19 protein-coding genes are annotated in these 19,942 nt (G+C 55.9%); 15 read left to right on the top strand and 4 right to left on the bottom strand.

All coding sequences use genetic code 11. The annotated features are described in order from the left end of the window. Nucleotides 1-4: 4 nt before the first annotated feature. Nucleotides 5-817: a dienelactone hydrolase family protein gene (locus EDF82_RS24595; protein ID WP_123758089.1), complete on the bottom strand. Its 813-nt coding sequence runs from the start codon at nt 815-817 to the stop codon at nt 5-7. A 286-nt stretch (nt 818-1,103) separates the two neighbouring features. Between EDF82_RS24595 and udp the strand changes: the two genes are divergently transcribed. The 9 genes from udp to tatD all read left to right on the top strand — a co-directional run bounded on the left by udp (nt 1,104) and on the right by tatD (nt 9,061). After that, nucleotides 1,104-1,865: a uridine phosphorylase gene (gene udp / locus EDF82_RS24590; RefSeq protein ID WP_123758088.1), complete on the top strand. Its 762-nt coding sequence runs from the start codon at nt 1,104-1,106 to the stop codon at nt 1,863-1,865. Nucleotides 1,866-2,004: 139 nt separating this feature from the next. Beyond that, nucleotides 2,005-3,453 (top strand): DNA recombination protein RmuC, encoded by a 1,449-nt coding sequence (gene rmuC, locus EDF82_RS24585; protein ID WP_123758087.1) that lies wholly within the window; start codon nt 2,005-2,007, stop codon nt 3,451-3,453. A 66-nt stretch (nt 3,454-3,519) separates the two neighbouring features. Next, the gene (gene ubiE / locus EDF82_RS24580; RefSeq protein WP_123758086.1) at nt 3,520-4,275 is read left to right on the top strand and encodes a bifunctional demethylmenaquinone methyltransferase/2-methoxy-6-polyprenyl-1,4-benzoquinol methylase UbiE; all 756 of its coding nucleotides are present in this window, start codon (nt 3,520-3,522) and stop codon (nt 4,273-4,275) included. Between the two features lie 13 nt (nt 4,276-4,288). Continuing rightward, the gene (locus EDF82_RS24575; protein WP_123758085.1) at nt 4,289-4,894 is read left to right on the top strand and encodes an SCP2 domain-containing protein; all 606 of its coding nucleotides are present in this window, start codon (nt 4,289-4,291) and stop codon (nt 4,892-4,894) included. Next, a complete protein-coding gene (ubiB, locus tag EDF82_RS24570; RefSeq protein ID WP_123758084.1) occupies nt 4,891-6,531 on the top strand; it encodes a ubiquinone biosynthesis regulatory protein kinase UbiB in 1,641 nt (546 codons plus the stop codon). Before EDF82_RS24575 ends, ubiB begins: the two co-directional genes overlap by 4 nt. A gap of 131 nt (nt 6,532-6,662) precedes the next feature. Further along, the gene (gene tatA / locus EDF82_RS24565) at nt 6,663-6,914 is read left to right on the top strand and encodes a Sec-independent protein translocase subunit TatA (RefSeq protein WP_123758083.1); all 252 of its coding nucleotides are present in this window, start codon (nt 6,663-6,665) and stop codon (nt 6,912-6,914) included. Between the two features lie 3 nt (nt 6,915-6,917). After that, nucleotides 6,918-7,463, top strand: a complete 546-nt coding sequence (tatB, locus tag EDF82_RS24560) for a Sec-independent protein translocase protein TatB (protein ID WP_123758082.1) — start codon at nt 6,918-6,920, stop codon at nt 7,461-7,463. Between the two features lie 2 nt (nt 7,464-7,465). Next, nucleotides 7,466-8,239: a Sec-independent protein translocase subunit TatC gene (tatC, locus tag EDF82_RS24555; protein WP_123758081.1), complete on the top strand. Its 774-nt coding sequence runs from the start codon at nt 7,466-7,468 to the stop codon at nt 8,237-8,239. Nucleotides 8,240-8,266: 27 nt separating this feature from the next. Further along, the gene (gene tatD / locus EDF82_RS24550; RefSeq protein ID WP_195723712.1) at nt 8,267-9,061 is read left to right on the top strand and encodes a 3'-5' ssDNA/RNA exonuclease TatD; all 795 of its coding nucleotides are present in this window, start codon (nt 8,267-8,269) and stop codon (nt 9,059-9,061) included. Between the two features lie 8 nt (nt 9,062-9,069). Here the strand turns inward: tatD and rfaH are convergent, their stop codons facing one another. Further along, complete coding sequence (gene rfaH, locus EDF82_RS24545; protein WP_123758079.1) at nt 9,070-9,558, bottom strand: transcription/translation regulatory transformer protein RfaH; 489 nt, start codon at nt 9,556-9,558, stop codon at nt 9,070-9,072. A gap of 177 nt (nt 9,559-9,735) precedes the next feature. On the opposite strand from rfaH, the gene ubiD reads away from it, so the two are divergent. Then, entirely contained in the window at nt 9,736-11,205 is a 1,470-nt protein-coding gene (gene ubiD / locus EDF82_RS24540; protein ID WP_123758078.1) for a 4-hydroxy-3-polyprenylbenzoate decarboxylase, read from the top strand. A 55-nt stretch (nt 11,206-11,260) separates the two neighbouring features. Beyond that, the gene (gene fre, locus EDF82_RS24535) at nt 11,261-11,962 is read left to right on the top strand and encodes an NAD(P)H-flavin reductase (protein ID WP_123758077.1); all 702 of its coding nucleotides are present in this window, start codon (nt 11,261-11,263) and stop codon (nt 11,960-11,962) included. A 223-nt stretch (nt 11,963-12,185) separates the two neighbouring features. Here the strand turns inward: fre and fadA are convergent, their stop codons facing one another. Further along, nucleotides 12,186-13,349, bottom strand: coding sequence for an acetyl-CoA C-acyltransferase FadA (gene fadA, locus EDF82_RS24525; RefSeq protein ID WP_123758075.1), 1,164 nt, complete (start codon nt 13,347-13,349; stop codon nt 12,186-12,188). Nucleotides 13,350-13,358: 9 nt separating this feature from the next. Continuing rightward, a complete protein-coding gene (fadB, locus tag EDF82_RS24520) occupies nt 13,359-15,548 on the bottom strand; it encodes a fatty acid oxidation complex subunit alpha FadB (protein ID WP_123758074.1) in 2,190 nt (729 codons plus the stop codon). 191 nt (nt 15,549-15,739) lie between these two features. Between fadB and pepQ the strand changes: the two genes are divergently transcribed. Genes pepQ through hemG form a run of 4 tightly spaced genes read left to right on the top strand, consistent with a single transcriptional unit; the run spans nt 15,740 to nt 19,722 of the window. After that, nucleotides 15,740-17,071 carry a Xaa-Pro dipeptidase gene (gene pepQ, locus EDF82_RS24510; protein ID WP_123758072.1) on the top strand — a complete coding sequence of 444 codons (1,332 nt, stop codon included), beginning with the start codon at nt 15,740-15,742 and terminating at the stop codon, nt 17,069-17,071. Next, nucleotides 17,071-17,685, top strand: coding sequence for an IMPACT family protein (locus EDF82_RS24505; RefSeq protein WP_123758071.1), 615 nt, complete (start codon nt 17,071-17,073; stop codon nt 17,683-17,685). Before pepQ ends, EDF82_RS24505 begins: the two co-directional genes overlap by 1 nt. Before the next feature lie 40 nt (nt 17,686-17,725). Beyond that, nucleotides 17,726-19,177: a Trk system potassium transporter TrkH gene (gene trkH / locus EDF82_RS24500; protein WP_123758070.1), complete on the top strand. Its 1,452-nt coding sequence runs from the start codon at nt 17,726-17,728 to the stop codon at nt 19,175-19,177. A gap of 11 nt (nt 19,178-19,188) precedes the next feature. After that, nucleotides 19,189-19,722, top strand: a complete 534-nt coding sequence (hemG, locus tag EDF82_RS24495; protein ID WP_123758069.1) for a menaquinone-dependent protoporphyrinogen IX dehydrogenase — start codon at nt 19,189-19,191, stop codon at nt 19,720-19,722. The last annotated feature ends 220 nt before the right edge of the window (nt 19,723-19,942 follow it).

Below are 19,942 nucleotides of genomic sequence, written 5' to 3'. Positions count from 1 at the left end.
CGGCTTAAGCGCGTTTGCCACCGTACTGGGCAAACCATGCCAGCATGCGCTGCCAGCCGTCTTTGGCTGACTCTTCATGGTAGCTGGCGCGATAATCGGCATTAAAGGCGTGATCGGCTTCCGGGTAGACGATGATTTCCGCTTTGGCGTTGGCGGCACGTAGCGCCTGACGCATGGTCTCCACCGTATCCTGCGGAATGCTGGCATCTTTGCCGCCGTACAGTCCCAGAACCGGCGCGTTGAGATCGACCGCGATATCCACCGGATAATTCGGCGTGTTCAGGGTTTTCTGGCCCACCAGTTTCCCGTACCAGGCCACCGCCGCTTTCAGCTGCGGATTGTGTGCGGCATACAGCCAGGTGATGCGACCGCCCCAGCAGAAGCCGGTGATCAGCAGCCGATGGGCATCGCCTTCGTGACGCGCGGCCCAGCTGGCAACATGGTCGAGGTCTGCCAGTACCTGAGCATCCGGCACTTTGCTGACCAGTTCCTGGAACAGCGTGGGGATGTCGGTGTAATCATTGGGATCGCCCTGGCGGAAGTAGAGTTCTGGTGCGATCGCCAGATATCCTTCCTGTGCCAGACGGCGGCAAATATCGCGGATATGTTCATGAACGCCGAAAATCTCCTGCACCACGATGACGACCGGCAGCAGGCCATCAACGTTTTTCGGGCGAGCGTGGTACGCCGGCATATTCTCTCCCTGAGTCGGGATCGACGTTTCGCCGGTGATAATGCTCTCCTCCGAGGTATGAACAGCGGTAGAAGCGTGCGGCGTGGCTGCAGGCGCAAAGCCAGGTTGCTTGGTTGTGGTCATGGTATTCTCCGTACCCTTTAATTATTAGCGCACCGATAACTATAGACCCTAAATACTGCAATAGACGTTATCGATCGGACGTTAACGAACCACACTGCCTCAAACAGACTATCTTTTGTTCAGGCACGGTGAATATAACTTGTTAATGTGATGTTTATCACTTTTTAATGGAAAATCATTGCAATGATTTTCATCTGTAGTGATTAGCATCACAAAACTATGCGGATAGCTTCTGTAAAGTACCGTTTTGCTTCTGCTGATAATTCGACCCACAGAGGAGTTTTTTATGTCTAAGTCTGATGTTTTTCATCTCGGCCTCACCAAAAACGATTTACAAGGGGCTACGCTGGCTATCGTCCCTGGCGATCCGGAGCGTGTGGAAAAGATCGCCGCGCTGATGGATAAGCCGGTTAAGCTGGCATCTCATCGCGAATTTACCTCCTGGCGTGCCGAGCTCGATGGCAAGCCGGTTATCGTGTGCTCCACCGGTATCGGTGGCCCGTCCACCTCCATCGCCGTTGAAGAGCTGGCTCAGCTGGGGGTTCGTACTTTCCTGCGTATCGGCACCACCGGCGCAATCCAGCCGCACATCAATGTCGGCGACGTGCTGGTGACCACCGCATCCGTACGCCTTGACGGCGCGAGCCTGCACTTTGCACCCATGGAATATCCGGCAGTAGCTGACTTTGCGTGCACCACTGCGCTGGTTGAAGCGGCGAAATCGATCGGCGCGACCACGCATATTGGCGTAACCGCATCGTCTGATACTTTCTACCCAGGCCAGGAGCGTTACGACACCTTCTCAGGTCGCGTCGTTAACCGCTTCAAAGGCTCGATGGAAGAGTGGCAGTCAATGGGCGTGATGAACTACGAAATGGAATCAGCGACGCTGCTGACCATGTGCGCCAGCCAGGGCCTGCGCGCCGGGATGGTGGCCGGGGTTATCGTGAACCGTACCCAGCAGGAAATTCCGAATGCTGAAACCATGAAGAAAACAGAAAGCCACGCGGTAAAAATCGTGGTGGAAGCGGCTCGCCGCCTGCTGTAGTTTCCCCTCTCTTCATGCCAGGCCGGATCTTCCGGCCTTTCTTTTTTGCGCAGCGCCTCGCAGGAAATTCCTTTTCAACTGGACGTTTGTACAGCACAATTCTATTTTTGTGCCGTAAGCCGTTGCCGCAGGGGGCGTTGTGGATATCTCGATTATGATAAGTGCCATCGTGGCGCTGGCCGTCGGGCTGGTTGCTGGATGGCTGGCGACCAAAGCCAGAGCCGACCAAATCCGTGCCGATCTGATCGAAGAGCGTCGTGAGCTGGATATTGAGCTCAGCGCCGCGCGCCAGCAACTGGTACAGGAGGCCCACTGGCGCGATGAATGCGAGCTGCTGAACAACGAGCTGCGCAGCCTGCGTGAAATCAACACCTCGCTGGAGGCCGACCTCCGCGAGGTCACCACTCGTCTTGAATCCACCCGCATGCACGCGGAAGATAAAATCCGCCAGATGGTCAACAGCGAGCAGCGCCTGAGCGAGCAGTTTGAAAACCTGGCAAACCGCATTTTTGAACACAGCAACCGCCGCGTGGATGAACAGAACCGGCAGAGCCTGCACGGCCTGCTGACGCCGTTACGTGAACAGCTGGACGGTTTCCGCCGCCAGGTGCAGGATAGTTTTGGTCAGGAGGCGCGCGAGCGGCATACCCTGGCGCATGAAATTCGCAACCTGCAGCAGCTGAATGCCCAGATGGCTCAGGAGGCGCTGAACCTGACCCGGGCGCTCAAAGGGGATAACAAAACCCAGGGCAACTGGGGCGAAGTGGTGTTAACCCGCGTGCTGGAGGCATCCGGGCTGCGCGAGGGTTACGAGTACCAGACCCAGGTGAGCATCGAAACGGAAGGTCGTTCGCGCATGCAGCCCGATGTGATCGTCCGTCTGCCGCAGGGGAAAGACGTGGTCGTTGATGCAAAAATGACCCTCGTCGCCTATGAACGCTATTTTAACGCCGAAGATGACTACACCCGCGAGGCGGCGCTGCAGGAACATATCGCCTCGGTGCGTAACCATATTCGTTTGCTGGGGCGCAAAGACTATCAACAGCTGCCTGGCCTGCGTTCGCTCGACTATGTCCTGATGTTTATCCCCGTTGAGCCGGCATTCCTGCTGGCGATAGACCGCCAACCTGAACTGATCACCGAAGCGCTGAAGCACAACATCATGCTGGTCAGCCCGACCACGCTGCTGGTGGCGCTGCGCACGATTGCCAACCTCTGGCGCTATGAACACCAGAGCCTTAATGCACAGAAAATCGCCGAGCGTGCAGGGCGTCTGTACGACAAAATGCGGCTGTTCGTCGACGATATGTCGGCCATCGGACAGAGCCTCGACAAAGCGCAGGATAACTATCGCCAGGCGATGAAAAAGCTGGCCTCCGGGCGCGGCAACCTGCTGGTGCAGGCCGAGTCCTTCCGTGAACTGGGCGTGGAGGTCAAGCGCGAGATTAATCCTGATTTAGTTGAACAGGCGACCGCCCAGGATGATGAATATCGTTCTGAAGAGGACGAAAACGCGCTGGAAGATAACGAATTTATGTCCGATCCGGCCCACCAGAAGATGTCTGCGGAGCCCTCTCCGCCACGTTGAAGCGTATGGGAAATGCGCTGAATCTGTTACACTCGACGAACATTTTCTTGATAAGCAGGCATTGAGATGGTTGAGGATTCACAAGAAACGACGCACTTTGGTTTTCAGACGGTAGCCAAAGAGCAGAAGGCGGACATGGTGGCACATGTATTCCATTCTGTGGCCGCGAAATATGATGTTATGAATGATCTGATGTCGTTCGGTATTCATCGCTTGTGGAAGCGTTTCACCATTGATTGCAGCGGCGTGCGCCGTGGTCAGACTGTACTGGATCTGGCGGGTGGCACCGGTGACCTGACGGCGAAGTTCTCCCGTCTGGTGGGTGAAACGGGTCGCGTTATGCTGGCCGATATCAACGACTCAATGTTAAAAATGGGCCGCGAAAAGCTGCGTAATATCGGTATCGTCGGCAACGTAGAGTACGTTCAGGCGAACGCAGAAGCGCTGCCGTTTGCCGATAACACCTTTGACTGCATCACAATTTCGTTCGGTTTACGTAACGTCACGGATAAAGACAAAGCGCTGCGTTCCATGTATCGCGTGCTGAAGCCGGGCGGACGCCTGCTGGTGCTGGAATTCTCGAAGCCGGTCATTGAGCCGCTCAGCAAAGCCTATGATGCCTACTCCTTCCATGTGCTGCCGCGCGTAGGGGAACTGGTCGCGAAAGATGGTGAAAGCTACCGCTACCTGGCCGAATCTATCCGAATGCATCCGAATCAGGACACCCTGAAATCCATGATGCAGGACGCCGGTTTTGAAAGCGTTGACTACTACAACCTGACGGCGGGTATCGTTGCGCTGCACCGCGGCTATAAGTTCTGACAGGAGGGAGCCTATGCCTTTCACACCGCTGGTCACCGCCGGCATTGAAACCACCCTCAATACTTTTCTCTGGCGGGACAAAGCGTTAAAACCTGCTCGTCAGCGCCTGTTGGGGAAAGTGCTGCGCGTTGAGCTCAAAGAGCTGTCGACGCCGGTCGTGCTGGTTTTCAGTGAACGCCAGATCGACGTACTGGGGGCCTGGGAAGGCGATGCCGACTGTACGGTGATGACCCGTCTCAGCGTGTTGCCGCAGCTGCGGAATCGCCAACAGCTGACCGCACTTATCCGCAGCGGTGACCTGGAAGTGCAGGGCGACCTGCAGGTGGTGCAGAACATGGTGGCATTATGCGACCTGGCAGAGTTCGACCCCGCGGAACTGCTGGCACCCTATACCGGCGATATCGTCGCGGAAGGTTTCAGTAAACTGTTTCGTTCCGGGGCACGCTTTCTGTTACACGGCGCGCAACGCCAGCAGCGCTATGTCGCTGAGGCGTTGACCGAAGAGTGGCGTCTGGCACCGGGACCGCTGGAAATGGCGTGGTTTGGTGAAGAGACGGCCGCGGTAGAACGCACCCTTGCTGCTTTGGAAAAACGGCTGGAAACGCTGGAGGGCAAATGACGCCAGGAGAATTACGGCGCCTGTATCTTATCATCCGCACCTTTTTGAGTTACGGGCTTGATGAGCTCATTCCCAAAATGCGTATTACGCTCCCGCTACGCCTCTGGCGGCGGACGCTGTTCTGGATGCCGAACCGCCATAAAGACAAACCACTCGGTGAACGTTTACGCCTGGCGCTACAGGAGCTGGGGCCGGTGTGGATCAAGTTCGGTCAGATGCTCTCCACCCGCCGCGACATGTTTCCGCCGCAGATTGCCGATCAGCTCGCGTTGTTGCAGGATCGTGTGGTGCCGTTTGATGGCCAGCTGGCTAAGCAGCAGATTGAGCAGGCGATGGGCGGTCTGCCCGTCGAAGCATGGTTTGATGATTTCTCGATTGAACCACTGGCGTCAGCCTCGATTGCGCAGGTGCATACCGCACGCCTGAAAGCTAACGGCAAAGAGGTCGTTATCAAGGTGATCCGCCCGGACATCGTGCCGGTGATCAAAGCGGACATGAAGCTTATCTACCGCCTGGCGCGCTGGGTGCCACGGCTGTTACCCGACGGTCGCCGTCTGCGCCCGCAGGAAGTGGTTCGCGAATACGAAAAAACGCTGCTGGATGAACTTAACCTGTTGCGTGAATCGGCAAACGCGATTCAGCTACGGCGCAACTTTGAAGACAGCCCGATGCTCTATGTACCGGAGGTCTACTCCGATTACTGCAGCGAAAACATGATGGTGATGGAGCGGATTTACGGGATCCCGGTCTCTGACATTGACGCGCTGAACGCACAGGGCACCAACATGCAGCTGCTGGCTGAGCGTGGCGTGCAGGTCTTTTTCACCCAGGTCTTCCGTGACAGCTTCTTCCATGCGGACATGCATCCGGGCAATATTTTCGTCAGCTACGACCACCCGGAGAACCCACAGTACATCGGGATTGACTGCGGCATTGTGGGCTCGTTGAACAAAGAAGATAAACGCTATCTGGCGGAAAACTTTATCGCCTTTTTCAACCGCGATTACCGCAAAGTGGCCGAGCTGCACGTCGATTCAGGCTGGGTTCCACCGGACACCAACGTGGAAGAGTTTGAGTTTGCCATCCGTACGGTTTGCGAACCCATCTTCGAAAAGCCGCTGGCGGAAATTTCGTTTGGCCATGTTCTGCTGAACCTGTTTAACACCGCCCGGCGCTTCAATATGGAAGTCCAGCCGCAGCTGGTGTTGTTGCAGAAAACATTACTTTACGTAGAAGGGTTAGGCCGCCAGCTCTATCCTCAGTTAGACTTATGGAAAACGGCGAAACCTTTCCTTGAGTCGTGGATTAAAGATCAGGTTGGCATTCCGGCACTGGTGCGTGCGTTTAAAGAAAAAGCGCCGTTCTGGATTGAAAGAATGCCGGAAATCCCTGAGCTGGTGTATCAGACGTTGCAGCAGAGCCGACAGTTGCAGACCAGCGTGGATACCATCGTGCGCGACTTCCAGGTGCGACATGTGCGCCAGGGACAGTCCCGATATCTGTTTGGTATAGGTGCGGTTCTGTTACTGAGTGGTACGCTGCTGTTCATCCATCGCCCGGAATGGGGCATGATGCCGGGCTGGCTGATGGCCGCAGGCGTCGTCTCGTGGTTGATTGGCTGGCGGAAAACGCGCTGACAGGTATTGTCTTTTTTATCGCGCATGCGTTGTGGCATGGAGTCATGCGAGTGGCCTGACACTGAGGCGGCCCGCGGGTTGACGTGTATAATGCGTGCTAATTCTTCATCATCTGTCATAGGGGAATGTGTATGGGTGGTATCAGTATTTGGCAGTTGTTAATTGTTGTCGTCATTGTGGTTCTGCTTTTCGGGACGAAAAAGCTGAGCTCGCTGGGGTCGGATTTAGGTGCATCGATTAAAGGCTTTAAAAAAGCCATGAGCGATGAAGATAAGCCTGAAAAATCCGAGCCGGATGCAGATTTCGCGGCGAAATCCATCGCCGATAAGCCGGATGATGCGAAAAAAGACGAAGCAAAACGCCACGACAAAGAGCAGGTGTAATTCGTGTTCGATATCGGTTTTAGTGAACTGCTGCTGGTGTTCGTTATTGGCCTCATTGTACTGGGGCCTCAGCGGCTACCCGTCGCGGTAAAAACGGTGGCCAGCTGGATTCGTACGCTACGGTCTCTGGCGGCTACCGTGCAAAATGAGATAACTCAGGAACTAAAACTGCAGGAGTTCCAGGATAGCCTGAAGAAAGTCGAAAAGGCGAGCCTGGATAACCTGACGCCGGAGCTGAAAGCATCCATGGATGAGCTGCGTGAAGCCGCGGAATCCATGAAGCGCTCCTATACCGCTCACGACCCTGAGAAAACCAGCGACGAAGCACACACGATCCATAACCCGGTGGTGAAGGGGAGTGAAGCACAGCGCCAGGACATTACGCCAGCCACGGCTGAGCACCAGGCCAGTGCACCTGTACATGCACCGGAAGAGCCCGTTGCCGATGCGCACGCCGCGGCGCCAGCTGAACCTCTCCCGGCCGCCGCTAAAGAAAAAGTGGCGGTAACCGCTTCCGACTCCACTCCTGCATCAAGTGATAAATCGTAACCATGGGCGTAGAAGATACTCAACCGCTAATCTCGCATTTGATTGAGCTGCGCAAGCGCCTGATCAATAGCATCGTCGCGATTCTGGTGATTTTTCTGGCGTTGGTTTACTTCGCCAACGATATCTATCAACTGGTCTCGGCTCCGCTGATTCGACAGATGCCGGTGGGCGCGACAATGATCGCGACCGACGTGGCGTCTCCGTTTTTTACACCGATCAAATTGACCTTTATGGTTTCGGTGATTCTGTCTGTGCCGGTCATTCTTTATCAGGTCTGGGCTTTTGTTGCGCCAGCACTGTATAAGCATGAACGCCGACTGGTGATGCCGCTGCTGGTTTCCAGTACGCTGCTGTTCTATATCGGCATGGCGTTTGCCTATTTTGTCGTTTTCCCGCTGGCGTTTGGCTTCCTGACGCACGCGGCGCCGGAAGGGGTACAGGTTTCTACCGATATCCGCAGCTATCTCGATTTTGTCATGGCGCTGTTTATCGCCTTTGGCGTGTCGTTTGAAGTGCCGGTGGCGATTGTCCTGCTGTGCTGGGTCGGGGTCACTACGCCGGAAGACCTGCGGAAGAAGCGCCCGTACGTTCTGGTGGGGGCCTTTGTCGTCGGCATGCTGTTGACGCCGCCGGATGTCTTCTCGCAAACCTTGCTGGCGATTCCGATGTACTGCCTGTTTGAGGTCGGGGTCTTTTTTGCCCGGTTCTATACCGGGAAACGCATGACGCGTGACGAGGATGCCGCCGCAGAAGAGGCGGGGAGCAAAGAAGAGTAATCAACCGCCCGTCAGGGCGGTTGTCATATGGGAGTAGCGATGTTTGATATCGGCGTCAATCTGACCAGTTCACAGTTTTCACGCGATCGCGATGAGGTGGTAGCCCGCGCTCAGGCCGCAGGCGTGACGGGTATGTTGATTACCGGGACTAACCTGCACGAAAGCGAACAGGCCCGGGAAATGGCGCTTGGCTATGGCCATTGCTGGTCAACGGCAGGCGTCCATCCGCATGACAGCAGCAGCTGGACGGCATCGGTGGCGGAGGCGGTATTTCAGCTGGCGCGCCAGCCGGAAGTGGTCGCCGTCGGCGAATGCGGCCTGGATTTTAACCGCAACTTTTCAACGCCTCAGGAGCAGGAAGCCGCCTTCAGCGCACAGCTGGCGCTGGCCGCAGAGCTGGCGATGCCGGTGTTTTTACACTGCCGCGATGCCCACGAACGCTTTCTGACGCTACTGACCCCATGGCTGGACAAGCTGCCAGGCGCGGTGCTGCACTGCTTCACCGGAACCCGTGACGAAATGCAGGCGTGTGTGGACCACGGCCTGTATATCGGGATCACCGGCTGGGTGTGTGATGAACGACGCGGGCTTGAGCTGCGTAACCTGCTACCGGACATCCCGGCAGAACGGCTACTGATTGAAACGGATGCCCCGTATTTACTGCCTCGTGATCTGAGCCCGAAACCGGCCTCCCGCCGTAACGAACCCGCTCACCTGCCACATATTCTGGCAAGTATTGCGGGATGGCGTGGTGAGGAGGCGCAGCGGCTGGAAGTGATAACGGATACCAATGTCAGAACGCTTTTTGGCATCCGTTTTTAACGTGGCGATCAGACTTTATGAAAGTCGGTGTTTTTGACGCTTTGCAGCACCTGTTTGTTGAGCAGGTTCAGAAGCAGCATCGAACGCGCTTCGCCGTCCGGTTCGGTGAAGATGGCCTGCAGGCCTTCAAACGCGCCGTCGGTAATCAGTACGGCATCGCCCTGATGCGGTGTCTCCGGGTCGGTGATACCTTCCGGCTTGTAGATCGACAGCTGATGAATGACGGCGGACGGCACCATAGCCGGCTGGGCGCCAAAGCGTACGAAACTGTTCACGCCACGGGTGGCACTGATGGTCGTGGTGTGGATAATTTCGGGATCGAACTCGACGAACAGATAGTTGGGGAACAAAGGTTCATTGACTGTAGTGCGTTTACCTCGGACGATTTTTTCCAGCGCGATCGTCGGCATCAGGCAATTCACAGCCTGTCGCTCGAGATGTTCCTGGGCCCGCTGGAGCTGCCCACGTTTGCAATACAGTAAATACCAAGCTTGCATAATAACTCTTTCCACTCTATTAGCAGCAAGCATAACAAAAGCCTGGAGCGATCGCGAAAGCCAATACCCGTGAAATTAAAAATTCCATATTCTTTCACGCTACTTTAACAAAAGTACAGCATGGCACCGGCGAACACCGTATAATCAGCCGCCTGTATAGAGGTCAATAACAACTCCATGAAATACCATGATCTACGCGACTTTCTGACATTACTGGAGCAGCAGGGCGAACTTAAAAGAATCTCCCTGCCGGTCGATCCGCATCTTGAGATCACCGAAATTGCCGATCGTACTTTACGTGCCGGCGGCCCGGCCCTGCTGTTTGAAAATCCCAAAGGCTACACCATGCCGGTCCTGTGTAATCTGTTTGGCACGCCGCGTCGCGTCGCCATGGGGATGGGGCAGGAAGATGTCAGCTCGCTGCGGGAAGTGGGTAAGTTACTGGCCTTCCTGAAAGAGCCGGAACCCCCGAAAGGCTTTCGCGATCTGTTCGATAAGCTGCCGCAGTTTAAGCAGGTGTTGAATATGCCGACGAAACGTCTGCGCGGCGCCCCCTGCCAACAAAAAATCATTGAAGGCGACAACGTCGATCTGACGCGCATCCCGATCATGACCTGCTGGCCGGAAGATGCCGCGCCGCTGATCACCTGGGGACTGACGGTCACCCGCGGTCCGCACAAAGAGCGGCAGAACCTCGGGATCTATCGCCAGCAGCGGATTGGCAAGAATAAGCTGATCATGCGCTGGCTTTCGCATCGCGGCGGTGCGCTGGACTTCCAGGAGTGGTGCGCGGCTCATCCAGGCGAGCGTTTCCCGGTCTCCGTGGCGCTGGGCGCCGATCCGGCAACGATTCTGGGCGCGGTGACGCCGGTTCCTGATACCCTTTCAGAATATGCCTTTGCCGGTCTGCTACGCGGCACGAAAACCGAAGTGGTGAAGTGCATTTCTAACGATCTTGAAGTGCCCGCCAGCGCGGAAATTGTGCTCGAAGGCTATATCGAACCGGGTGAACTGGCGCCGGAAGGGCCGTATGGCGACCATACCGGCTACTACAACGAAGTGGACAGCTTCCCGGTCTTTACCGTGACGCATATTACCCAGCGCGAAGACGCCATTTACCACTCCACCTACACCGGCCGTCCGCCGGATGAACCTGCGGTGCTGGGCGTGGCGCTGAATGAAGTGTTCGTGCCGATTCTGCAAAAGCAGTTCCCGGAAATTGTCGATTTTTATCTGCCGCCGGAAGGCTGTTCTTATCGCCTGGCCGTGGTCACGATGAAAAAACAGTACGCCGGTCACGCGAAACGCGTAATGATGGGCGTGTGGTCGTTTTTACGCCAGTTTATGTACACTAAGTTCGTGATCGTCTGCGATGATGACGTTAATGCACGCGACTGGAACGATGTGATCTGGGCGATTACTACCCGTATGGACCCAGCTCGTGATACGGTACTGGTAGAAAATACGCCAATCGATTATCTGGATTTTGCCTCGCCGGTTTCCGGTCTGGGTTCAAAAATGGGGCTGGATGCCACAAATAAATGGCCTGGCGAAACCCAGCGTGAATGGGGTCGTCCAATCAAGAAAGATCCTGAGGTGACGGCACGCATCGACGCCATCTGGGATGAGCTGGCTATCTTTAAATAATAGTAAGCGGGGCTAACGCCGCTGTTTTGCTCTATAGACCCGACAGAGGGGACGCATGACAACCTTAAGCTGTAAAGTGACCTCGGTGGAGGCGATTACCGATACCGTATATCGCGTTCGATTAGTGCCGGAAGCGGCATTTTCTTTCCGCGCTGGTCAGTATTTGATGGTGGTAATGGATGAGCGCGATAAGCGCCCGTTCTCTATGGCTTCCACACCGTCGGAACAGGAATGTATTGAACTGCATATCGGCGCTTCTGAGCTCAACCTGTATGCGATGGCGGTGATGGATCGCATTCTGAAAGAGCGTGAAATTGAGGTTGATATCCCGCATGGTGAGGCCTGGCTGCGCGAAGACGAAGATCGTCCGCTGATTCTCATTGCCGGGGGCACCGGGTTCTCCTATGTGCGTTCTATTCTGCTGACGGCGCTGGCGCAGAATCCTCAGCGGGATATCGCTGTTTACTGGGGTGGCCGCGAAGCGAAGCACCTCTACGATCTGGCGGAACTGGAAGCGCTGAGCGTGGAACATCCGGGTCTGCGGGTGGAGCCGGTGGTTGAACAGCCGGAAGAAGACTGGCGCGGCCGTTCCGGTACCGTGTTGACCGCGGTACTGCAGGATTACGGTACGCTGGCGGAGCATGATATCTATATTGCCGGTCGCTTCGAGATGGCCAAAATTGCCCGTGAGCTGTTCTGCAATGAGCGTAACGCCCGTGAAGATCGCCTGTTCGGCGATGCGTTTGCCTTTATCTGATGCCTTCCTCTCTCTTCGGGGAGAGGACCAGGGATGACAGAAATAAAAAACCCGCCCCTGACAGGCGGGAAAAACGGCAACTAAACTCTTCCCCGTCCGCCTTTACGCTGTCTCTTTGTTGGCTGCCCTCGCATACCCCGGTCACATAGTTATCTATGCTTCCGGGGATGTGCTCAGTTGCCGCCGCAATACAGCGCAAATGCGTGAGGGGATATTTTCCCGATTAAACCCGTTCGAATACCGTCGCGATCCCCTGACCCAGCCCGATACACATGGTGGCCAGACCAAACTGGGCGTCTTTCCGCTCCATCTGATTAATCAGGGTCGTGCTGATACGCGCGCCGGAACATCCCAGCGGATGACCCAGAGCGATCGCGCCGCCGTTGAGGTTGATCTTCTCGTCGATCTGCTCCATCAGCCCAAGATCTTTAATGCACGGCAGGATCTGTGCGGCGAAGGCTTCGTTCATTTCAAACACGTCGATATCGTTCACTGATAGCCCGGCTTTTTTCAGCGCCAGTTTTGAGGCTGGTACCGGACCGTAGCCCATAATCGAAGGGTCACAGCCGACCACCGCCATGGCGCGAATACGTGCACGAGGTGTCAGCCCCAGTTCGCGGGCGCGGGTTTCGCTCATTAACAGCATGGCGGCAGCGCCGTCCGACAATGCCGATGAGGTTCCTGCCGTCACGGTACCGGTCACCGGGTCGAATGCTGGTCTCAGCGTCGACAGTGCTTCCACGGTGGTTTCCGGGCGGATCACTTCATCATAGTTAAATGACTTCAGTACGCCGTCGGCATCATGGCCGCCTGTCGGGATGATTTCCGCTTTGAATGCGCCGGACTGCGTGGCTGCCCATGCCCGGGCGTGGGAGCGCGCGGCGAACTGGTCCTGCATTTCCCGGCTAATGCCGTGCAGGCGCGCCAGCATTTCGGCGGTCAATCCCATCATGCCGGCCGCTTTTGCGACATTGCGGCTCAGCCCCGGGTGAAAATCGACGCCGTGGCTCATCGGGACGTGGCCCATATGTTCCACTCCGCCAATCAGACAGACGCTGGCGTCTCCGGTCATGATCATTCTGGCGGCGTCATGCAGCGCCTGCATCGATGATCCGCACAGGCGGTTGACCGTCGTCGCCGGTACCGAGTGCGGGATTTCGGCGAGGAGCGCGGCATTACGCGCAATATTGAAACCTTGCTCCAGCGTTTGTTGCACGCAGCCCCAGTAGATATCGTCAATCGCGGACGGATCCAGCGACGGGTTACGCGACAGCAGGCTACGCATCAGGTGCGCGGAGAGATCTTCCGCGCGCACGTGGCGAAAAGCGCCGCCCTTCGAACGGCCCATCGGGGTGCGAACTGCATCAACAATGACAACCTGTTCCATTGTGACTCCTTAAGCCGTTTTCAGAACACCCGCCGGGCGGGCTGGTTCTACCGGAGGATAGTAGGGTTCGTTATGGCCCGCTTTATTACGCAGACCTTCCGGGACGTCATACAACGGACCGAGTTGCTGGTACTGCTGCGCCATATCGAGGTATTTTGCGCTGCCGAGGGTATCCAGCCAGCGGAAGGCGCCGCCGTGGAACGGCGGGAAGCCGAGGCCATAAACCAGCGCCATATCCGCTTCGGCCGGGCTGGCAATGATGCCTTCTTCCAGACAGCGCACCACTTCGTTGACCATCGGAATCATCATGCGGGCGATAATTTCTTCATCGCTGAAGTCGCGTTTTGCCTGGCTCACATCGGCCAGCAGGGCATCAACGGCCGGGTCTTCTTCTTTCTTCGGCTTACCTTTACTGTCTGCCTGATAGCGCCAGAAGCCGAGACCATTTTTCTGACCAAAGCGGCTGGCGTCGAACAGGGCATCAATGGCGTCGCGGTAATCTTTTTGCATGCGCTGCGGGAAACCGGCAGCCATGACGGCCTGCGCATGGTGTGCGGTATCGATGCCAACGACGTCCAGCAGGTATGCCGGGCCCATCGGCCAGCCAAACACTTTCTCCATCACCTTATCGACTTTGCGGAAGTCGGCGCCATCGCGTAAGAGCTGGCTGAAGCCGGCGAAGTAAGGGAACAGCACGCGGTTGACGAAGAAGCCGGGGCAGTCATTGACCACAATCGGCGTTTTGCCCATTTTGCTGGCCCATGCCACCACTTTGGCGATGGTTTTATCCGAGGTTTTCTCGCCGCGAATGACTTCAACCAGCGGCATGCGATGCACCGGGTTAAAGAAGTGCATGCCGCAGAAGTTTTCCGGTCGTTGCAGGACGCTGGCCAGCTCACCGATCGGAATCGTTGAGGTATTGGAAGCCAGTACCGTATCCGGGCGTACTTTCTCTTCGGTTTCCGCCAGCACGGCCTTTTTCACTTTCGGGTTTTCGACGACGGCTTCCACCACGACGTCAACGCGTTCAAAACCGGTGTAATCCAGGGTCGGGTGAATCGTACCGATCACGCCTGCCAGTTTCAGACCGTCAATTTTCCCGCGCTCAAGCTGCTTGTTGAGCAGTTTGGCGGCTTCGTTCATCCCAAGCGTCAGTGATTTATCATTAATATCCTTCATGATCACCGGCACGCCTTTCCAGGCGGACTGGTAGGCAATCCCGCCCCCCATGATCCCGGCGCCCAGTACCGCGGCCTGTTGCGGAGTCTCAACGTCTTTGGTCAGCTTCTTCGCTTTGGCTTTGACGTACTGATCGTTGAGGAAAATACCCACCAGTGCCCGGGCTTCTTTGGTGTGCGCCAGCGGGACAAAGCTTTGGTTTTCCAGATTGAGCGCTTCTTCACGGCCGAAACGGGCGGCCGCTTCGATGGTTTTTACCGCCGTTATCGGTGCCGGATAGTGTTTGCCAGCGGTCTGCGCAACCATGCCTTTGGCGATGGTGAAGCTCATGGTGGCTTCAATCTTGCTGAGTTTCAGCGGCTCCAGCTTCGGCTGACGTTTGGCTTTCCAGTCCAGATCGCCGTTGATGGCCTGACGAAGAATGGCGATCGCGCCATCACGCAGTTTCTCCGGTTTGACAACCCCATCCACCAGGCCAATTTTCAACGCCTGATCGGCGCTGACATCTTTACCGGCAGCGATAATTTCCAGCGCGCTATCGGCGCCGAGCAGGCGCGGAAGACGCACCGAACCACCGAAGCCCGGCATGATACCCAGTTTGGTTTCCGGCAAGCCGATGCGTAGATCCGGGGTAGCCAGGCGATAGTCCGTCGCGAGAACGCATTCGCAACCGCCGCCCAGCGCATAGCCGTTCACCGCTGAAATCGTGGGAACCGGCAAATCTTCCAGGCGATTAAAGACGCTGTTGGCAAAATGCAGCCACTGGCTGAGCTGTTCCTGTGGTACCAGGAACAGGGAAAGGAATTCGGTAATGTCGGCACCGACGATAAAGGCCGCTTTTTCTGAACGCAGCAGCAGCCCCTTGAGATCTTTTTGCTTTTCGAGCACGTCCAGCGCGTCACCGAGGCTGGCTACGGTTGCGGTGTCGAGCTTGTTCACCGAGCCGGGGGCATCGAACACCAGTTCGGCAATGCCATCTTCCAGCCAGTCGAGGTATAGGTTGTCGCCTTTGTAGAGCATGTCAGTCTCCTGAATCCAGCAATGTGATCTGGTCGTACCAGATGAAACGGAGTGTGGGATTTATGTTAAAGAATTGCAAATGAGTCTTTAAATAAATGCTGGTCTGATCACACCCGGCGGAAATCACCCTGCCTGAGGCCAATGTGCTAAGATGCGGAACATCACGATCCAATAAAAGCAAAGGATGAAAGATGGAATCACTAGCCGCGCTCTATAAAAATCATATCGTTACCCTACAAGAACGTACCCGTGATGCTTTAGCGCGTTTTAAGCTCGATGCGTTACTGATTCACTCTGGTGAGCTGGTCAACGTCTTCCTCGACGATCATCCGTATCCCTTTAAGGTCAACCCGCAATTTAAATCCTGGGTACCGGTGACCCAGGTGCCAAACTGCTGGCTGCTGGTGGATGGCGTCAACAAGCCGAAATTGTGGTTCTATCTGCCGGTGGATTACTGGCATAACGTGGAACCGCTGCCGACCTCTTTCTGGACGGAAGAAGTTGAAGTGATCGCGCTGCCGAAAGCGGACGGTATTGGTAGCCAGCTGCCGGCAGCACGCGGCAACATCGGCTATATCGGGCCGGTACCGGAGCGGGCGCTGGGTCTGGATATCGCCGCCGAAAATATCAACCCGAAAGGGGTGATCGATTACCTGCACTACTACCGCTCTTATAAAACCGATTATGAACTGGCCTGCATGCGCGAAGCGCAGAAATCGGCGGTGAATGGCCACCGTGCCGCTCATGAAGCCTTCCTTTCAGGAATGAGCGAGTTCGATATTAACCAGGCCTACCTGACGGCTACCGGCCACCGCGATACCGATGTGCCTTACAGCAATATCGTGGCACTGAACGAACATGCTTCCGTGCTGCACTACACCAAACTGGATCACCGTGCACCGGCAGATGCGCGCAGCTTCCTGCTGGATGCCGGGGCGGAATATAACGGCTACGCAGCCGACCTGACCCGCACCTGGGCTGCGCACAGCGACAATGACTATGCGCATCTGATTAAAGACGTCAACGATGAGCAACTGGCGCTGATTAGCACCATGAAAGCGGGCACCAGCTATGTGGATTACCATATCCAGTTCCATCAGCGCATCGCGAAGCTGCTGCGTAAGCACCAGATCGTCACCAACATGAGCGAAGAAGCGATGGTGGAAAACGACCTCACCGGGCCGTTTATGCCGCACGGCATTGGTCACCCGCTGGGTTTACAGGTTCATGATGTGGCGGGGTTCATGCAGGATGATTCAGGCACGCATCTGGCGGCGCCGTCGAAGTATCCGTATCTGCGCTGCACTCGCATTCTGCAGCCGCGTATGGTGCTGACGATTGAGCCGGGTATCTACTTTATTGAATCTCTGCTGGCGCCGTGGCGCGAAGGGCAGTTCAGCAAACACTTCAACTGGCAGAAAATTGACGCGCTGAAGCCGTTTGGTGGGATCCGTATTGAAGATAACGTCGTCATTCACGAAAACAGTGTTGAAAATATGACGCGTGACCTGAAACTGGCGTAATGGATAGCTGGTTGATACCGGCCGCGCCGGTTACCTTCGTTGAAGAGATTAAAAAGAGTCGCTTTATCACGCTGTTGGCACATACCGACGGCGTGGTTGCGGCGAAAGCCTTTGTGGAGTCCGTCAGGGCAGAGCACCCGGACGCCCGTCACCATTGTGTGGCGTGGGTGGCCGGGCCACCCAATGACTCGCAGCAGCTGGGGTTCTCTGACGATGGCGAACCGGCGGGGACGGCTGGTAAGCCGATGCTGGCGCAGCTGATGGGCAGCGGCGTTGGCGAAATAACCGCCGTGGTGGTGCGCTACTACGGCGGGATTTTGTTGGGCACCGGTGGTCTGGTCAAAGCCTACGGTGGCGGCGTGCATCAGGCGCTTGCTGAGCTAACAACTCAGCGCAAGACGCCGTTAACCGCATATACTTTGCAGTGTGAATACGGGCAGTTAGCCGGGATTGAAACGCTGTTGGCTCAGTTCTCAGGACGCATTGTCGAAAGCGAATATCAGGCGTTCGTCCAGCTCAGAGTGGCGCTTCCGCAAGCTGAAGTGGCCTCTTTTTCGACAAAACTGGCTGATTTTAGTCGTGGTTCGTTGCAATTATTAAAGATTGACGAATAATCCCCACCTGATTTTTTGCATATCAAAGGAAGCGCCAGAGATGCATTTTCGCGCGATAACCCGAATCGTTGGACTGCTGGTCATTTTATTTTCGGGGACCATGATCCTGCCGGGATTAGTGGCCCTGATATACCGCGATGGCGCGGGACGGGCGTTTACCCAGACCTTTTTTGTCGCGCTGGCGATTGGTTCTCTATTATGGTGGCCGAACCGCCGTGAAAAGGGGGAGCTGAAATCCCGCGAAGGTTTTCTGATCGTTGTGCTCTTCTGGACCGTGCTGGGCAGCGTCGGTGCGCTACCGTTTATTTTTGCCGAGCAGCCGAACCTGACCATCACCGATGCGTTCTTTGAATCCTTCTCAGGCCTGACCACCACCGGGGCAACCACGCTGGTGGGGCTGGATTCGTTACCTCACGCTATTTTGTTCTATCGCCAGATGCTGCAGTGGTTTGGCGGTATGGGGATCATTGTACTGGCGGTCGCGATACTGCCGATACTGGGCGTCGGGGGAATGCAGTTGTATCGGGCAGAAATGCCCGGGCCGCTAAAAGACAATAAAATGCGTCCCCGTATTGCCGAAACGGCAAAAACCCTGTGGCTCATCTATGTCCTGTTAACCGTGGCCTGCGCGCTGGCGTTATGGTTTGCGGGGATGCCGGCATTTGACGCCATCGGCCATAGCTTTGCGACTATCGCGATCGGCGGTTTTTCTACTCATGATGCTAGCGTGGGGTATTTTAACAGCCCGACCATCAACACGATTATCGCGATTTTCCTGCTGATTTCCGGCTGTAACTACGGTCTGCACTTTTCGTTGCTGAGCGGACGCAGCCTGAGGGTGTACTGGCGTGACCCTGAATTCCGCATGTTTATTGGCGTCCAGTTGACGCTGGTGGTGATCTGCACGCTGGTGCTCTGGCTGCATGACGTCTACAGCTCGGCACTGACCACGGTCAATCAGGCCTTTTTCCAGGTGGTGTCGATGGCTACCACCGCGGGCTTTACCACCGATAGCATCGCCCGATGGCCGCTGTTCCTTCCGGTCCTGTTATTGTGCTCGGCATTTATCGGCGGCTGCGCCGGTTCGACGGGCGGCGGTCTGAAAGTGATTCGTATCCTGCTGCTGTTTAAACAGGGGAACCGCGAACTTAAACGGCTGGTGCACCCAAATGCGGTATACAGCATTAAGTTAGGCAACCGTGCACTACCTGAACGTATTCTGGAAGCGGTATGGGGATTCTTCTCCGCCTATGCGCTGGTCTTTATTATCAGTATGCTGGCTATCATCGCGACCGGCGTGGATGACTTCTCTGCTTTTGCCTCGGTCGTGGCGACGCTTAATAACCTGGGACCAGGGCTTGGCGTGGTAGCGGATAACTTCGCGACAATGAACCCGGTCGCGAAATGGATCTTGATTGCTAATATGCTGTTTGGTCGTCTGGAAGTGTTCACCTTACTGGTGCTCTTTACCCCCACTTTCTGGCGCGAATAACAGGAGTGCTTGTGAAAACGTTGATTCTATTTTCCACCCGTGACGGGCAGACCCGCGAAATTGCCTCCTTTCTGGCGTCTGAACTGAAAGAGCTGGGCGTTGATTCAGATACGGTTAATCTAAACCGTACCCTGGACGTCGAATGGCAGCATTACGATCGCGTGGTGATTGGCGCGTCGATTCGCTACGGGCACTTTCATCCGGCGGTGGACCGCTTTGTGAAGAAACACCTTTCGTCGTTGCAGGCACGGCCCGGCGCATTTTTCTCGGTGAACCTGGTGGCACGTAAACCAGAGAAGCGCACGCCACAAACGAACAGCTATACGCGCAAGTTCCTGCTCAACTCGCCGTGGCAGCCGCAGCGTAGCGCGGTGTTCGCCGGCGCGCTGCGTTATCCGCGTTATCGCTGGTACGACCGCTTTATGATTCGCCTGATTATGAAGATGACCGGCGGTGAAACGGATACTAGTAAAGAAGTGGTGTATACCGACTGGAAGCAGGTAGCCAATTTTGCGCGGGAAATCGCACAAATGACGCGCAAATAGCGCGTAAAATCGGCGTCATGGCGGGAATTTGAGCGGTTGAAAAGTTTTTTTAAAACAGGGCTTGTCAACGTCTCAGAACTCCCTATAATGCGCCTCCACTGACACGGAACAACGGCAAGCAAGCTGCCGGGTCAGCAGGGTTTCTCCGGAAATTCTGACAGAGAAAAGCGAAAACAAATGCTTGACTCTGAATGAGGAAAACGTATTATACGGGACCTCG

This window comes from Klebsiella sp. BIGb0399 (assembly GCF_003752615.1).
GTDB classification, from domain to species: Bacteria; Pseudomonadota; Gammaproteobacteria; order Enterobacterales; family Enterobacteriaceae; genus Klebsiella; species Klebsiella lignicola.
This window is presented reverse-complemented; position numbering and strand designations above follow the sequence as displayed.

Bases quoted from the DNA above. Each gene is read 5' to 3' on its own strand.
- trkH (WP_123758070.1), top strand. From the start codon at position 17,726: ATGCATTTTCGCGCGATAACCCGAATCGTTGGACTGCTGGTCATTTTA.
- tatA (WP_123758083.1), top strand. From the start codon at position 6,663: ATGGGTGGTATCAGTATTTGGCAGTTGTTAATTGTTGTCGTCATTGTG.
- pepQ (WP_123758072.1), top strand. From the start codon at position 15,740: ATGGAATCACTAGCCGCGCTCTATAAAAATCATATCGTTACCCTACAA.
- fadA (WP_123758075.1), bottom strand. From the start codon at position 13,349: ATGGAACAGGTTGTCATTGTTGATGCAGTTCGCACCCCGATGGGCCGT.
- tatD (WP_195723712.1), top strand. From the start codon at position 8,267: ATGGGAGTAGCGATGTTTGATATCGGCGTCAATCTGACCAGTTCACAG.
- fre (WP_123758077.1), top strand. From the start codon at position 11,261: ATGACAACCTTAAGCTGTAAAGTGACCTCGGTGGAGGCGATTACCGAT.
- rfaH (WP_123758079.1), bottom strand. From the start codon at position 9,558: ATGCAAGCTTGGTATTTACTGTATTGCAAACGTGGGCAGCTCCAGCGG.
- fadB (WP_123758074.1), bottom strand. From the start codon at position 15,548: ATGCTCTACAAAGGCGACAACCTATACCTCGACTGGCTGGAAGATGGC.
- udp (WP_123758088.1), top strand. From the start codon at position 1,104: ATGTCTAAGTCTGATGTTTTTCATCTCGGCCTCACCAAAAACGATTTA.
- ubiB (WP_123758084.1), top strand. From the start codon at position 4,891: ATGACGCCAGGAGAATTACGGCGCCTGTATCTTATCATCCGCACCTTT.
- EDF82_RS24505 (WP_123758071.1), top strand. From the start codon at position 17,071: ATGGATAGCTGGTTGATACCGGCCGCGCCGGTTACCTTCGTTGAAGAG.
- EDF82_RS24595 (WP_123758089.1), bottom strand. From the start codon at position 817: ATGACCACAACCAAGCAACCTGGCTTTGCGCCTGCAGCCACGCCGCAC.
- tatC (WP_123758081.1), top strand. From the start codon at position 7,466: ATGGGCGTAGAAGATACTCAACCGCTAATCTCGCATTTGATTGAGCTG.
- EDF82_RS24575 (WP_123758085.1), top strand. From the start codon at position 4,289: ATGCCTTTCACACCGCTGGTCACCGCCGGCATTGAAACCACCCTCAAT.
- ubiE (WP_123758086.1), top strand. From the start codon at position 3,520: ATGGTTGAGGATTCACAAGAAACGACGCACTTTGGTTTTCAGACGGTA.
- ubiD (WP_123758078.1), top strand. From the start codon at position 9,736: ATGAAATACCATGATCTACGCGACTTTCTGACATTACTGGAGCAGCAG.